Consider the following 14,767-nt stretch of genomic DNA (forward strand, 5'->3'; position numbering starts at 1 on the left):
ATTTAAACAAATTTAAATAAATCAATTTCATTTATAGCGCCATGACTTGCATGTGCAATCACTACTCCATTTTTTATCACCAATAACTGTGGCGATTGGTGCATTACCTGAAACTTAAAACCAGCTTCATTTGAGACGTCTCGATAACTTAATAAATCTAAATAATATAAATCTAAATTAATATCCAAATCAAATGCGGCAACAAACTGATTCATAACCATGCTGCTAATGCCACATCTTGTAGAGTGCTTAAATATAACCTGTGTTTTTCCTAAAGATAATTTAGCAATTTCATCTAACTGACTAACCGTCGTTAAATTTTTCCAAGGAAGTATTTTCTTTTCTTTTGGCTCTTTAGAACCCCCAAATAATTTTCCAAACATAATAATTTCTTTTTAGCAAAATAACTGCTATAAGTTAAACAAAAATATCATTTTTATGATACATATCATTGAATATGTCGAAACGTTTTAATTAACTTACATAGAAATTAAAAACAAAGCACAACTGACTAAAAGTCAGTCTAAAACAGTCATTAAGCGACATTTTGTCTTGCAATTGCAATTGGTAAGGTAATTGAAATACTGCTCTTGTAAACAATTATAAACATAAGTTTTCGCTTAGGCGGAACTACAAATAAATAGACTATATGAACCCAGATAATTATACAATCAAATCGCAAGAAGCCATACAACGCGCTCAGCAGATTGCGCAAAGTTATGGCCATCAACAAATAGAAAATGAACACTTTTTTAAAGCCATTTTTGAGGTTGATGAAAACGTACTACCATTCATCTTAAAAAAACTGAATGTCAATCTTAATGTATTAGAATTAGCATTAGATAAGCAACTAGAAAGTTTTCCTAAAGTTACAGGAGCAGATTTAATACTCTCTCGTGAAGCCAGTAAAACATTAAACGAAGCGTCTATTATTGCAAAAGCAATGAATGACGATTACGTATCTATAGAGCACTTTATTTTAGCGGTCTTTAAATCAAAAAGCAAAATAGCACAAATGCTAAAAGACCAAGGCGTAACAGAAAAAGGTTTAAAAGCAGCAATAGACGAATTAAGAAAAGGAGATCGTGTAACCTCACAAAGCCAAGAGGAGACCTACAACTCCCTTAATAAATACGCTAAAAATTTAAACAAATTAGCCAGAGACGGAAAACTAGATCCTGTTATTGGTCGTGACGAAGAAATTAGAAGAATCCTTCAAATTTTATCTCGTCGTACTAAAAACAACCCAATCTTAGTTGGAGAACCTGGAACTGGTAAAACCGCTATTGCGGAAGGTTTAGCACACAGAATTGTAGATGGTGACGTCCCAGAAAACCTAGTGGATAAGCAAATATTTGCGCTAGACATGGGAGCACTTATTGCAGGTGCTAAATTTAAAGGAGAATTTGAAGAACGTCTAAAAGCGGTTATCAAAGAAGTAACAGATAGCGAAGGAGATATTGTACTATTTATTGACGAAATCCATACGCTTGTTGGTGCTGGTGGCGGACAAGGTGCAATGGATGCTGCAAACATTTTAAAACCTGCTTTAGCGCGTGGAGAATTACGTGCTATTGGAGCAACAACTTTAGACGAGTACCAAAAGTATTTTGAAAAAGACAAAGCTTTAGAGCGTCGTTTCCAAAAAGTAATGGTTAATGAGCCTGATACAGAAAGTGCGATTTCAATTTTAAGAGGAATTAAAGAAAAGTACGAAGCACACCATAAAGTACGCATAAAAGATGATGCTATTATTGGTGCTGTAGAGTTATCTCAACGCTATATTACCAACAGATTTCTTCCGGATAAAGCAATTGACTTAATGGATGAAGCTGCTGCTAAAATGCGTATGGAAATCAACTCTAAACCAGAAGAGTTAGATGTTCTGGATAGAAAAGTGATGCAATTAGAGATTGAAATAGAAGCTATTAAGCGAGAAAAGGACGAAAGTAAATTAAAAACATTACGTGCTGACTTAGCAAACTTAAAAGAAGAACGCAACGAAATGAATGCTAAATGGATTAGCGAAAAAGAAGTTGTAGACAACATACAAAACAGAAAGCAAGACATTGAAAACTTTAAGCTTGAAGCTGAAAAAGCAGAACGCGATGGAGATTACGGTAAGGTTGCCGAGTTACGCTATGGTAAGATTAAAGAAGCTCAAGAAGCACTAGAAAAATTACAGAAAGATTTAGCTGATAACCAATCTGAAAATTCTTTAATCAAAGAAGAAGTTACTTATGAGGATATAGCAGAAGTCGTTGCTAAATGGACAGGCATTCCTGTTACCAAAATGTTGCAAGGCGATCGCGAAAAACTTTTAAACCTTGAAGCAGAATTACACAAGCGTGTGGTTGGTCAAGAAGAAGCTATTGTAGCGGTTAGTGATGCTGTAAGACGTAGTCGTGCAGGATTACAAAATCCAGAAAAACCAATCGGAACATTCCTGTTTTTAGGAACAACTGGTGTGGGTAAAACGGAATTAGCCAAAGCGTTAGCAGAATATCTGTTTGATGATGAAAGCGCAATGACCAGAATAGATATGAGCGAGTACCAAGAGCGTCATGCGGTAAGCAGATTAGTTGGTGCTCCTCCAGGATATGTTGGTTACGATGAAGGTGGACAATTAACCGAAGCAGTTAGACGTAAACCTTATTCTGTAGTGCTTTTAGACGAAATTGAAAAAGCACATCCAGACACGTTTAACATCTTATTACAAGTGTTAGACGAAGGGCATTTAACAGATAACAAAGGTCGTATTGCAGATTTTAAAAACACCATCATCATCATGACATCCAATATGGGAAGTCAATTAATACAAGAGCGTTTTGATGCTGTAAAAGATGTAGAGACGGCTATTGAAGGTGCTAAAGTGGATGTTTTAGCCTTATTAAAACAAACGGTAAGACCTGAGTTTATAAATAGGATTGATGACATTATTATGTTTACACCTTTAACACAAGATAATATTACAGAAATTGTTGGATTACAGCTAAAAGGTATTTCTAAAATGATTGCAAAACAAGGGATTACTTTTGATGCAACACCAGAAGCTATTACCTACTTAGCAGACAAAGGTTATAATCCAGAATATGGAGCAAGACCTGTAAAACGTGTCATTCAGAAAGACGTACTTAACCAATTAAGTAAAGAAATCTTATCAGGAAAAGTAACAACAGATAGTATTATTTTACTAGATGCTTTTGATGGCGAATTAGTCTTTAGAAATCAAGGCGATTTAGTAACAGAAGAACTGTAATCACAAAGTTCTGTTAACGTAAAATAAAGCGTGAAAGAGCACGTTTTAATTATGGTTGGTTAGTTGAAAAGCAACACAATACTTTACAAAAGTGGCGTGTTGCTTTTTTTTGTTCTATATTGTATTACTCTAATAAAAAACCACTTAGCTTGATCACATCCCAACTAAAAAATCATCTCGTCGTTCTTTTTATATTAACCTCAACATTTGTTTTATCTCAGACTAAGTTTAAACGTGTATTAACTTCGGAAACGGATTTTAATGCCTTAAAAACATCTCCAAATACTAATAAATATGGGAATATTGATGCTTTAAAAGTCGTTTTTGATATTAAAGAACAACAACTCTATTTTATCAACAGTAAAAACTACAAATACCACTACCATTTTTGTAAAGGGTATTTAGAGATCCCAGAAACTTTAAGAGAATTTAATAATTCTAACTACAAAGCGCAGCATAAAAACAAACGCTTTTTATTGGGAAACATAAATCATTATTTAGCTAACAACACCTACAACCTTGAGCTTTCTCCTATTGATGATATGCAAATTGCAGACATTAAAACATTTTACGAAGCCATCAAAAAAGCAACATATTTCAAAACCTTTAATTTCTTTCTAAATACTGCAAGATTAGAACAACTAGAAGCTGTTTTAGACATTCCCACAATATCTGCTTCCAATTTATATGGCGACCAAACATATCAAGCGGTAAGTACTCAAAAAAGTTATGGCTGCTTAAAATTTGTTGCTGTTGATTCGTTAAAACAAAACAATATTTCTAAACATGATATAATTGTTATAAATCAACCTATCCTAGAATTACCTATTACTGCTGGCGTTATAACCACTATTTTGCAAACACCATTAAGTCACATTTCTGTATTAGGAAAAAACAGACAAATTCCAATCGCAGCTTATACTAAAGCCATGCAATCTGATATTTTAAAAAGCTTCAACAATCAATATGTTTCTTTTGAAGTGGCTTTAGACACCTTTTACATCAAACCAATCTCTAAAGAATTGTTTGAAAGAAAAACTAAAAAACAGAAAAAATCGACGTTGTTTCTAGAAAAAAACACAGCGATAAAAACCTTAATTAATGCAGACAATTTAAATCAAAACTCAATAAACACCGTTGGTGGCAAAGCTGCTAACTTTGGTGTGTTATATGATTTAGCTAAAAAAGAAGCCTTTAAAATTCCGGAATCGGCATTTGCTATTCCGTTTTACTATTATGAAGCACATCTAAAAACGTCTGGAGCAGACAGCTTAGTCAAGCAAATGATTTATGATTACAAAATCAATCAAGATGCTAATAAACTAACAGAGCAACTAAAAACAATTCAGAAACTAATAAAAAAGACACCTTTAGATCCTGAATTAATATCTAATGTCGAAGCCAAAATTAAAAGTTTAGGAGACGAGACACGCTTACGATTTAGAAGCTCGACAAATGCAGAAGATATTGTTGGGTTTTCGGGAGCAGGATTATACGACTCTAAAACAGGTATTGTTGGTAGCAAGAAAAAATCTATTGAAAAAGCAATCAGAAAAGTATGGTCAAGCCTATGGTATGAGCGTGCCTTTTTAGAACGAGACTACTTCAATATTGACCAAAATAGCATTGCAATGGGTATTTTAGTGCACCGCTCCTTCCCTAACGAGAAAGCCAATGGTGTTGCTATTACCAAAAATTTATATCGAAAAAACTACCTAGGAACCGTTATTAATGTCCAAGTTGGAGAAGCTAGTGTTGTTCAACCTGAAGATGGTGTGACCTGCGACCAAATTATTTGCTATTCTGGATCGTCTTCTAAATTATATAACGAAAAACGTATTGTCGAAATCATATCACACTCTAACCTTAACAATGGTAAATTAGTAATGACTGAAGCCGAAATAATTACACTCTCCGAACAATTAGAAAAAATCAAAAAACACTATTACTATAACGTGTATAAATCCAAACAGAAGTACTTAGAGTTTGGTTTGGATATAGAATTTAAACTAGATGGAGCGGATAGAGAATTATATATAAAGCAGGTAAGATATTTTAACGATTAAGTAACAAATTATGGTAATGCCAAGTTATAACGACTACTTCCCTAACTCTAATGGCTAACAACTAGACTTTTAAGCTATATTAAGCCTATGCACTGCCTTTTTAGAGATAAAACGGGTATTTATAAAGACTATTAAAAATCACTAAAACTAAAGCTTACTATAGCTAATTGCATATCAAATAGCTACACTAAATTTAAACAAATAAAGCCCTTTATTAATTCCAAAATTTAATTTTAAATTTTAAAAGTCCCTTTTTTATTACTACCTTGAAAACATTGAACTATCAACCAAAACCATAAAACAACATGGGAATATTCCATTATTACGATATAGGTAATGCCGAAATTTATGTTTTTGATGACTTTCTAATTAAACAGGTCAAAGAAGGTGCTTTTATCAGTGATGATGAAACAGAGTTATTTGTTGAAATAATAGAAAAACATTTCAAGAATAAAAATTTTGCTTTTATTTCCAACCGTGTCGCCTCTTATACTATTAATCCTTTAGTTTATAATGCAGCAAAAGAAATTTCAAATTTAGTTGCTTTTGCGGTTATTAGTACTGACGAAAAAATGCGTGAAACTTCCAGGTTTGAAAACAAATTTCATAACAAACCGTTTGAGCTTTTCGAAAATTTAAGCGATACCATACTTTGGACGTCTAAAATTATAAAACAAGAAGACGAGAAAAAGTCTGAAATTTTATAAATGGATTGATTAAAAGCTAAATTCTAAAACTAGAATACGTCTATGAAAATAATCAGTATAATCTGATCTCAGATTTATAAGACCAAGAACAGCTAATTCATTAGGCATTAAACCGGCAGCCTCTCTTCTATTCCAATAATTAGTAATAAAACTATCATCACCTTTTATTTTATAAAGTGCTTTCATGTACTTCCCAATGTTATTAGCTTCTAATATTTTAGTTGAATCTTTAGATTCTGATAAGTTACTGTAGCGATAAACTTCATCCCATAAACCACTTTCATGGAATTCTTTATTTGTTTTATTTGACTGAAATTCAAACTTTTTAGGGTCCTCAATTTGAATAGAAAGTAAATCAATCAAATACTTTTTATAAGCAATATCAACAGATAAATCAGGATACATTTTAGTTAAATTATTTTCAAAATCTAACACAAGTGCATTAAGAGATGCTACTTGTCTCTCTCCAAGTATATCCTCAAATATCGCAACCCTTTTTTCTGATATAGTTTTAGAACACCCAAGTGTTAAAAGAAAAAGAAGTACAATTTGAATTTTATATGTTTTAAAAACTATCAAATTTCTATTTTATTTTTTACTTACAATTTTAAAGCTACTGCACTCTTTTTTAATTGTGCTTTAAACAAGTCTTCTGTAACCTCAATATTATAAAAAGGAATCATTTTATCCATTACCGTCTTACCTTCTTCAGAGTTTAATAGTTCTGGAAAGGCTTTTTCTAAGACCTGTAACATTACAGACGTTGCTGTAGATGCTCCCGGAGAAGCACCAAGTAAGCAAGTAATACTACCATCTTTACTACTTACTACTTCCGTACCAAATTGTAAAACACCACCTTCAAATTCGTCCTTTTTAATAATCTGAACACGTTGTCCAGCTACTAAGATTTCCCAGTCATCACTATTAGCATCTTTAACAAATTTGCGTAACTCTTTCATACGGTCTTCATGAGAGGAAGTTACCTGTTCTATCAAATATTTAGTTAAAGGTAAATTATGCCAAAAAGCACCTAATAAAGGTGAGATATTGTCAAATTTAACCGATTTAAACAAATCAAAATTAGAACCTTCTTTTAAAAACTTAGGACTAAAACCTGCAAATGGACCAAAAAGCAATTCGCGTTTTCCGTTTATATATCTAGTATCTAAATGCGGTGTAGACATTGGTGGATCGCCAAGTCCTGCCTTACTATATACCTTAGCGTTATGTTGTTTTATAATGGCTTCGTTTTTACAAACCAACCATTCCCCACTTATTGGAAAACCACCATACCCTTCTTTTTCATCAATTTCTACTTTTTGCAATAACAATAAGCTACCACCTCCTGCTCCAATAAAAACATGTTTAGATTCTAGATTATGTTTTTGGTTAGTTTCAAGATTTTCTATTTCTACAGTCCAATCAATATCTGGACTTGGATCAATATCTTTAACTTCCATATTACAATATACAGGTGTATCAAATTTGGTTTCTAAAATATTGAATAATGTTTTTGTTAATGTACCATAATTAACCTCTGTACCTCTATCAATTCTAGAAGCAGCCATTACCTCATCCTCGTCTCTGTTATTCATAATTAACGGAAACCATTCTTTCATTTTACTCTTATCCTTTGTAAATTGGATAGTATCAAACATAAAATGATGTTTCATGGTATTAAAACGATGCTCTAAATAATCTGCATTTTCTTTACCTAAAACCCAACTATGGTGTGGCACTGAAGCAATAAAACTATCAGGATCTTCAATTAAGCCATGCGTCGCTAAATAGCTCCAAAACTGTTTAGACTCTTCAAACTGTTGACAAATTTTAATAGCTTTATCAATGACTACTTTACCGTCTTCTTCAGGGCAATAATTAAGTTCGCAAAGCGCAGAATGTCCCGTACCTGCATTATTCCAAGCTGCAGAACTCTCTTGAGCCACCTCACTAAGACGCTCCACAATTAACACCTTTAAATCTGGTTTTAGCAGTTTAGAAATCAGTGCCAATGTTGCACTCATAATTCCACCTCCAACACAAATTAAATCGTATTCTTGTTTACTATCTAGTTTAGCTTTGCTCATTATATCCTAATTTTTCTTTAAATATAAATAAGTCCAGTGATATATTAATTCTGAAACAAAAAAAAGACTACAAATTGTAGTCTTTTTAATTTAACCTAAGCTATTATTATAACTTAACACCAATACCAACACCTATAATTAATGGGTTAATATCAACATCTACAGGCAACATAACATCTCCTGTATTAACCGTTACATCTGTACTTAATAATAATTGTTTAATATCAAAATTGATAAACCATTTATCGTTTAAGTTGTAGTCAATCCCTGCTTGGAAAGAAAAACCAACAGAATTATCGTAATCCATACCTACAACATCTCCTGAATCTTCTCCATAAAAAATAGTGTAGTTTACACCTGCTCCAACATAAGGTTTAAAATCTCCTGCGTAAAAATGGTATTGCAAATTTAACGTTGGTGGTAATAACCATACATACCCTAAATCTGTTTCACCTACCTCAACATCATGTTTAGTGGTTGCTAAAATTAGTTCTGCTGCCCAATGCTTAGTAAAAAAGTATGTAAAATCTAACTCAGGCACTACGGTCGTAGAAATATCCACATCTGCACCATCAAGATCATCACCAGGAGATGGTATTACACCAGCCACTCTAAATCTTGCCTGCCATTTATTAAAATCAGTGTCATTTGATACTGTATCCTGCGCATGCGCGTTTAATCCAAATAAACCGACTACTAAGACTGCTAAAAATATTTTTTTCATAATATAATTGATTTGTTGTTTGTTTTATACCACAAAATTACGGGAGACTAAAAGCTTAAAAGCTGACTTTTGTCATTGTTTAAGTAAGTTTTTTTGTTGTTTTTGCAGTATAAAATTCTACTAAAAGTAACCCCTGCCTTTTAATCAAAAACCATTAACTTTATATCTTAATTTATTTAGATGAAACCATTAAGCAAGTACATAGATCACACCATATTAAAAGCTACAGCTACTAAAACAGATATTATAAAATTGTGTCAAGAAGCCAAGGAGCACGATTTTTTTTCCGTTTGTGTAAATAGTTGTTATGTTAGTTTGGCTAAAGCCGAATTAAAAAATAGTGCTGTCAAAGTCTGCAGCGTTATTGGTTTTCCTTTAGGTGCCATGAGTACTATTGCTAAAGTTGAAGAAACTAAACAAGCCCTAAAAGATGGTGCGGATGAGATTGATATGGTTTTAAATATAGGTCTTTTAAAAAGCGAAGATTTTGATGCTGTTTATAAAGACATTGACGCTGTAAAGAAAGTAATGCCTAACAACACATTAAAAGTGATTTTAGAAACTTGCTATTTAAATGACCTAGACATTAGTAAAGCCAGTGCATTAGCAATTCAGGCTAAAGCCGAATTTATAAAAACGTCGACAGGTTTTGGAACTGGAGGTGCAACTATAGAAGCTATTACTTTAATGAAAAACGCCATTAATAACGGTAACACAAAAATAAAAGCCTCCGGAGGTATTAGAGATACAGATACCGCTTTACAGTATATTAATCTTGGTGTTGACCGTATTGGTACATCTAACGGAATTGCAATTGTAACCGGCCAAGCTTCGGGAGATAAAAGTTATTAATCTCAAGCGTAAGCATTTCACCTTAAAAAATAATTATGAGTATACATATTGGAGCCCAAAAGGGCGATGTTGCAGAAACTATATTGTTACCAGGAGATCCTTTACGTGCTAAATGGATTGCCGAAACCTTTTTTGAAAATCCTGTTTGCTTTAATAACGTTAGAGGCATGCTTGGCTATACAGGAATGTATCAAGGTAAACGCGTGTCTGTAATGGGTACAGGAATGGGCGTGCCTAGTATTTCTATTTATGCACATGAGCTAATTACACAATTTGGTGTAAAAAACCTGATTCGTGTTGGTAGTGCTGGTTCTTACCAAGAACATATCAAGATTAGAGATGTTGTTTTAGCTATGGCAGCATCCTCAAATTCTGGAATAAACACGCTTAGATTTGGAGGTGCCGATTATGCACCTACTGCTAGTTTTGAATTGTTTCAAAAAGCGGTGGACGCTGCAAAAAACAAAAACATAGCCATTAAAGCAGGTAATGTTTTTACCTCTGACGAGTTTTATACGGATGATTTTGAGTCCTACAAAAAATGGAGTAAATTTGGTGTGCTTTGTGTAGAGATGGAAACTGCTGGTTTATATACCGTAGCTGCCAAACACAATGTAAATGCATTAACGATATGTACTATTTCAGACTCGTTAGTTACAGGAGAAAAAACGACTAGTAAAGAACGAGAAACCACTTTTAAAGACATGATAAACATTGCTTTAGAATTAGCCTAATATTGACTTATGAAAAAACTACTACTTCTATTTTTAGTATTCCTTTTTACCTTTTCTGCACAAGCACAGCAAGATGATAACACGTCAACCACAACGTATTATTTTATTAGACATGCAGAAAAAGATAGAAGCGATGCCACAAACCATAATCCACAACTAATTAAAAAAGGAAAACGTCGTGCAAGAAAATGGAAACGTTATTTTAAAAAAATACAGATAGACGCCATCTACTCTACTAACTACAAACGCACTTTAGGAACTGCTTTTCCGACGTCAAAAAACAAAAAATTACCTGTAATTGCATACAATCCAAACGCTATAGATTATGACGATTTTAAAAAACAAACCAAAGGGCAATCCGTTTTAATTGTTGGACACAGTAATACAACACCAAGATTTGTAAACGCCATAATAAATCAAGAAAAACACGAAGATATTGACGACGCTATAAATAGCAAACTGTTTATAGTAACCATTACTAACGGAAAAATTACAGATCAAGTTATAGACCTTAAATAATGCTAAACTTAAGTCCTGTTACCGTTGCTAAGCATGAAGTATTGCTGCAATTAATGCAACGTATTTATCCACCAGCCTACAGACAGCTTTGGAAAAACAACGATTGCAATTGGTACATAAACTCACAATACAACCTTAAGCACGTCACTAAAGAATTAGACGTTAAAAACACCGATTACTTTTTTATCCAATACAATACTATAACCATTGGTATTTTAAGGTTGGTACATCAAATACCAGAGGCAACAACCAAATTACACCGTTTGTATCTAGATCACGATTATCAAGGATTAGGTCTAGGAAAACAATTAATGCAACTGTCAGAAAACCGCGCAAAAGCAAATCAATCCACCTCTATCTGGTTAGAAGCTATGGATACACAATTACAAGCTTTAAATTTTTATAAAAAATGTGGCTTTAAAATTGTAGACTCCTATGCGTTGGATTTTGAATTAATTATGGACCCTTTTAAAGGGATGCATAAAATGACTAAACAATTATAATTACTTTAACTTCAATTTTATTAGCTTTGCACCAATGCAAAAAAAGATAAACATACTTAATAAAAAGGCTAAATTTCAATATGAAATTTTAGATAAATACACTGCTGGAATCGTTTTATCCGGAACAGAAATTAAATCTATTAGAAACAGTCAAGCATCTATCGCCGAATCTTTTTGCGAGTTTAATGAGCGTGGTGAGCTATTTGTAATTAACATGAATATCCAAGAGTATGCTTATGGTAATTATTACAACCACAGACCAAAAGCAGAACGTAAGTTACTTTTAAACAAAAAAGAACTTAAAAAAATGCTTAAAGAAGTTAATACGTCAGGTTTAACTATCATTCCTTTGCGCTTATTTTTAAACGAAAAAGGTTTCGCCAAATTAGATATTGCGTTAGCAAAAGGTAAAAAACTGTATGATAAGCGCGAAACAATGAAGGATAGAGATAACAAACGTGATCTAGATCGTATTAAAAAATCGTTTAACTAAACACCTCTTTTTCTTAATCTGCTTCCTGTTTATGCTTTGGTTTCAACTAAAACAAAAACGGTACACAGCAACAGCTTTAGTTTTCTATTTAAAAAAAACTTTATAATTTCTATAACAATATTCAATTTCAATAAGTTATATGTTTGAAGGCAGGCAACCTTTTTTAATAAAAAAGCGTCTATACTAATAAACAACCAACTTTAAATGAAATACTCTCTACTTACGCTATTTAGTTTAGTTAGCACTTTTGCGTTTTCTCAAATTACAGGTACTGTAACATCTGACAATAACACGCCTCTAGCTGTCGTAAATATTTTTATCGAAGACACATACACGGGTACCACCACAAATAATGATGGTAATTATTTATTAGAAGTTTCTAAAACAGGAGACTATACTGTTACATTTCAATATTTAGGTTACAAAACCTTAAAAAAGAAGGTCACAATTGATAAATTTCCGTTTGTATTAGATGCTGTATTATCAGAAGAAGACATCAACTTAGACGAAGTTGTGATTAACTCAGAAGAGAATCCAGCTAACGTCATCATGAGGCAGACCATAGCCAAACGTAAAGACAATCTTAATAAATTAAAAGCGTTTAGAGCAGAGTTTTACTCAAGAGGTCTATTAAAAATGGTAGACGTACCCGAAAAAGTTTTAGGTCAAGATGTTGGCGATTTTGATGGAGCGTTAGATAGCACCAGAACAGGAATTGTTTACTTATCGGAAACCATATCTAAATTAGAATACCAAGCACCAAAACCAATTAAAGAGACTATTATAGCTTCAAAAGTAAGTGGGGATAGTAATGGGTTTAGTTTTAATAATGCGACTGATGTCGAATTTAACTTTTACCAAAACACCTTTGAACTAGGAAGCGAAATAGTGTCTCCTGTTTCAGACTTCGCATTTAATTATTATAAATTTAAGTTGGTCGGAACATTTTATGATGACTTAGGAAACCTAATTAATAAAATTGAATTACTGCCTAAACGCAAAAACGACAAAGCATTTGGTGGTTTTATATATATCGTAGAAGACCAATGGAGTTTGTTTGGTACAGACGTTACATTAACTGGGCAACAAGCACAAATACCTGCTGTAGATTTATTTACAATTAAACAAACGTTTACCTATTATGATACTGAAAAATCATGGATAAAAACCACGCAATTATTCGATTTCAAGTTCGGTATTTTTGGTTTTAATGGTGATGGACGTTTTACTGCTGCTTATAATAACTACGAGTTTAACCCTAATTTTAAGGCTAAAAACTTTACAAGAGAAGTCTTATCTTTTGAAGATAATGCCAATAAAAAAGATTCCATTTACTGGGACACAAAAAGACCTGTACCGTTAACTAATCTAGAAGCTAATGACTATGTTAGAAGAGACAGTATACAGTTAATTAGAGAGTCTAAACCCTATTTAGACTCGGTAGACACAGTTAATAACAAATTTAAATTCGGTAATATTTTAGGAGGGTACAGTTACAACAACTCTTATAAAAAAACCTATTTTAATATCTCCTCTCCTATCAGTAAATTAGCTTACAATACTGTGCAAGGTTGGAATGGTACAGTATCTGCTAGCTATAGCAAATACTTTAAGGACGATAGTCCTGAGTATTTAAGACTATCTTCTAGCATAAATTATGGCGAGTCAGATGATCGGTTAAGAGCTATCGGAAACATCAGCTATAGATTTGACAAAAAAAACAGAGCAAGAATAGCATTATCCGGAGGTAGTAAAGTAGAACAATTTAATCCTAACCTATCTAGTTTAGAATTACTAAACACCGCGTATTCCCTTACTGCAGAAAAAAACTATTTAAAAATTTACGATCGTAGCTTTGCACAAATAGACTATAGTCAAGAGTTACTTAATGGCTTACAACTATCTACAGATTTAAGTTATAACGACAGAAAACCATTATTTAACACTACGGACCAGGCGTGGTACCCTCAAGACAACAGAGACTATACTAGCAACAACCCATTAGATCCAACAGCTAACGGTGTAGCCTCTTTTGACGCGCACAACATCATGAAACTTAATGTAAACACGCGCATTAACTTTGGGCAAAATTACATGAGCTATCCTTTTGGAAAATATAACCTTCCAAATAGTAAAATACCAACACTATATTTAGGTTACGAAAAAGGGTTTGGAAGTAGTAACTCCAACTACAATTTTGATCAATTTAAAGGGATGCTATATCAACGCTTAAATTTAGGTAACAAAGGGGATTTAACCTATTTAGCAAAAGGAGGGGTTTTTAACAATGCAGACAATATTGCTTTTGTAGATTATCACCATTTTAATGGTAATCAAACTAATGTAGTTCTGGATGGCAATTATATAAATGCCTTTAAAATTTTACCGTATTACGCGTTAAGTACTAATAAGGCTTACGCCGAAATACATGCAGAACATAACTTTAAGGGTTATATTTTAAACAAAATTCCGTTATTAAATAAGCTTAATTTTAATTTGGTTGCAGGATTTAATGCAGCAGCCACAAATGGCAATAAACCATACACCGAATACTCGCTTGGATTAAGTAATTTAGGTTGGGGTAAAATGCGCTTTTTACGTGTAGATTATGTGCGTGCTTACCAAGGAAGCGGTTTGGTTAACGATACGTTTATGTTTGGATTTAGCTTTTAACTACGTCCTACAAAATGCATAATTCACGATTCTTTAATTTATAATAGAAGTTAATTAGTATCGCTTGCTATGCAATACAGAGCTTGACTTTGCCACTTTTTTTTTAAAACTAACCTCGTTTAACGACTGATATAAAATATTAAAAACAAA

General features: G+C 32.8%; 13 protein-coding genes. 9 read left to right on the forward strand and 4 right to left on the reverse strand.

Annotated elements, in window-relative coordinates:
* Nucleotides 1-2: 2 nt before the first annotated feature.
* On the reverse strand, nucleotides 3-383 hold the full coding sequence (ytxJ, locus tag BMZ09_RS10900; protein ID WP_394364789.1) for a bacillithiol system redox-active protein YtxJ: 381 nt from the start codon (nucleotides 381-383) through the stop codon (nucleotides 3-5).
* Between the two features lie 266 nt (nucleotides 384-649).
* Here ytxJ and clpB point away from each other — a divergent pair, with 266 nt between their 5' ends.
* From clpB to BMZ09_RS10915, 3 genes are all read left to right on the forward strand, one after another.
* On the forward strand, nucleotides 650-3,259 hold the full coding sequence (clpB, locus tag BMZ09_RS10905) for an ATP-dependent chaperone ClpB (RefSeq protein WP_090840460.1): 2,610 nt from the start codon (nucleotides 650-652) through the stop codon (nucleotides 3,257-3,259).
* A 149-nt stretch (nucleotides 3,260-3,408) separates the two neighbouring features.
* On the forward strand, nucleotides 3,409-5,325 hold the full coding sequence (locus BMZ09_RS10910; protein WP_143067815.1) for a PEP/pyruvate-binding domain-containing protein: 1,917 nt from the start codon (nucleotides 3,409-3,411) through the stop codon (nucleotides 5,323-5,325).
* A 305-nt stretch (nucleotides 5,326-5,630) separates the two neighbouring features.
* The gene (locus tag BMZ09_RS10915; RefSeq protein WP_090840464.1) at nucleotides 5,631-6,032 is read left to right on the forward strand and encodes a hypothetical protein; all 402 of its coding nucleotides are present in this window, start codon (nucleotides 5,631-5,633) and stop codon (nucleotides 6,030-6,032) included.
* 9 nt (nucleotides 6,033-6,041) lie between these two features.
* Here the strand turns inward: BMZ09_RS10915 and BMZ09_RS10920 are convergent, their stop codons facing one another.
* From BMZ09_RS10920 to BMZ09_RS10930, 3 genes are all read right to left on the reverse strand, one after another.
* The gene (locus BMZ09_RS10920) at nucleotides 6,042-6,467 is read right to left on the reverse strand and encodes a hypothetical protein (RefSeq protein ID WP_177183531.1); all 426 of its coding nucleotides are present in this window, start codon (nucleotides 6,465-6,467) and stop codon (nucleotides 6,042-6,044) included.
* A gap of 164 nt (nucleotides 6,468-6,631) precedes the next feature.
* A complete protein-coding gene (gene mqo / locus BMZ09_RS10925; RefSeq protein ID WP_090840470.1) occupies nucleotides 6,632-8,119 on the reverse strand; it encodes a malate dehydrogenase (quinone) in 1,488 nt (495 codons plus the stop codon).
* A 106-nt stretch (nucleotides 8,120-8,225) separates the two neighbouring features.
* Nucleotides 8,226-8,843, reverse strand: coding sequence for an OmpW/AlkL family protein (locus BMZ09_RS10930; RefSeq protein WP_090840472.1), 618 nt, complete (start codon nucleotides 8,841-8,843; stop codon nucleotides 8,226-8,228).
* A gap of 180 nt (nucleotides 8,844-9,023) precedes the next feature.
* Here BMZ09_RS10930 and deoC point away from each other — a divergent pair, with 180 nt between their 5' ends.
* The 6 genes from deoC to BMZ09_RS10960 all read left to right on the forward strand — a co-directional run bounded on the left by deoC (nucleotide 9,024) and on the right by BMZ09_RS10960 (nucleotide 14,617).
* Nucleotides 9,024-9,695 (forward strand): deoxyribose-phosphate aldolase, encoded by a 672-nt coding sequence (gene deoC / locus BMZ09_RS10935; protein WP_090840474.1) that lies wholly within the window; start codon nucleotides 9,024-9,026, stop codon nucleotides 9,693-9,695.
* Between the two features lie 35 nt (nucleotides 9,696-9,730).
* Complete coding sequence (deoD, locus tag BMZ09_RS10940) at nucleotides 9,731-10,429, forward strand: purine-nucleoside phosphorylase (RefSeq protein WP_090840476.1); 699 nt, start codon at nucleotides 9,731-9,733, stop codon at nucleotides 10,427-10,429.
* A 9-nt stretch (nucleotides 10,430-10,438) separates the two neighbouring features.
* Nucleotides 10,439-10,948 carry a SixA phosphatase family protein gene (locus BMZ09_RS10945; RefSeq protein ID WP_090840480.1) on the forward strand — a complete coding sequence of 170 codons (510 nt, stop codon included), beginning with the start codon at nucleotides 10,439-10,441 and terminating at the stop codon, nucleotides 10,946-10,948.
* Nucleotides 10,948-11,451, forward strand: a complete 504-nt coding sequence (locus BMZ09_RS10950) for a GNAT family N-acetyltransferase (protein WP_090840483.1) — start codon at nucleotides 10,948-10,950, stop codon at nucleotides 11,449-11,451. Before BMZ09_RS10945 ends, BMZ09_RS10950 begins: the two co-directional genes overlap by 1 nt.
* Before the next feature lie 34 nt (nucleotides 11,452-11,485).
* Nucleotides 11,486-11,944, forward strand: a complete 459-nt coding sequence (smpB, locus tag BMZ09_RS10955) for an SsrA-binding protein SmpB (protein WP_090840485.1) — start codon at nucleotides 11,486-11,488, stop codon at nucleotides 11,942-11,944.
* A 204-nt stretch (nucleotides 11,945-12,148) separates the two neighbouring features.
* Complete coding sequence (locus tag BMZ09_RS10960; protein WP_090840487.1) at nucleotides 12,149-14,617, forward strand: DUF5686 and carboxypeptidase regulatory-like domain-containing protein; 2,469 nt, start codon at nucleotides 12,149-12,151, stop codon at nucleotides 14,615-14,617.
* Nucleotides 14,618-14,767 lie beyond the last annotated feature (150 nt).

Source organism: Olleya namhaensis (assembly GCF_900114005.1).
GTDB lineage: Bacteria > Bacteroidota > Bacteroidia > Flavobacteriales > Flavobacteriaceae > Olleya > Olleya namhaensis.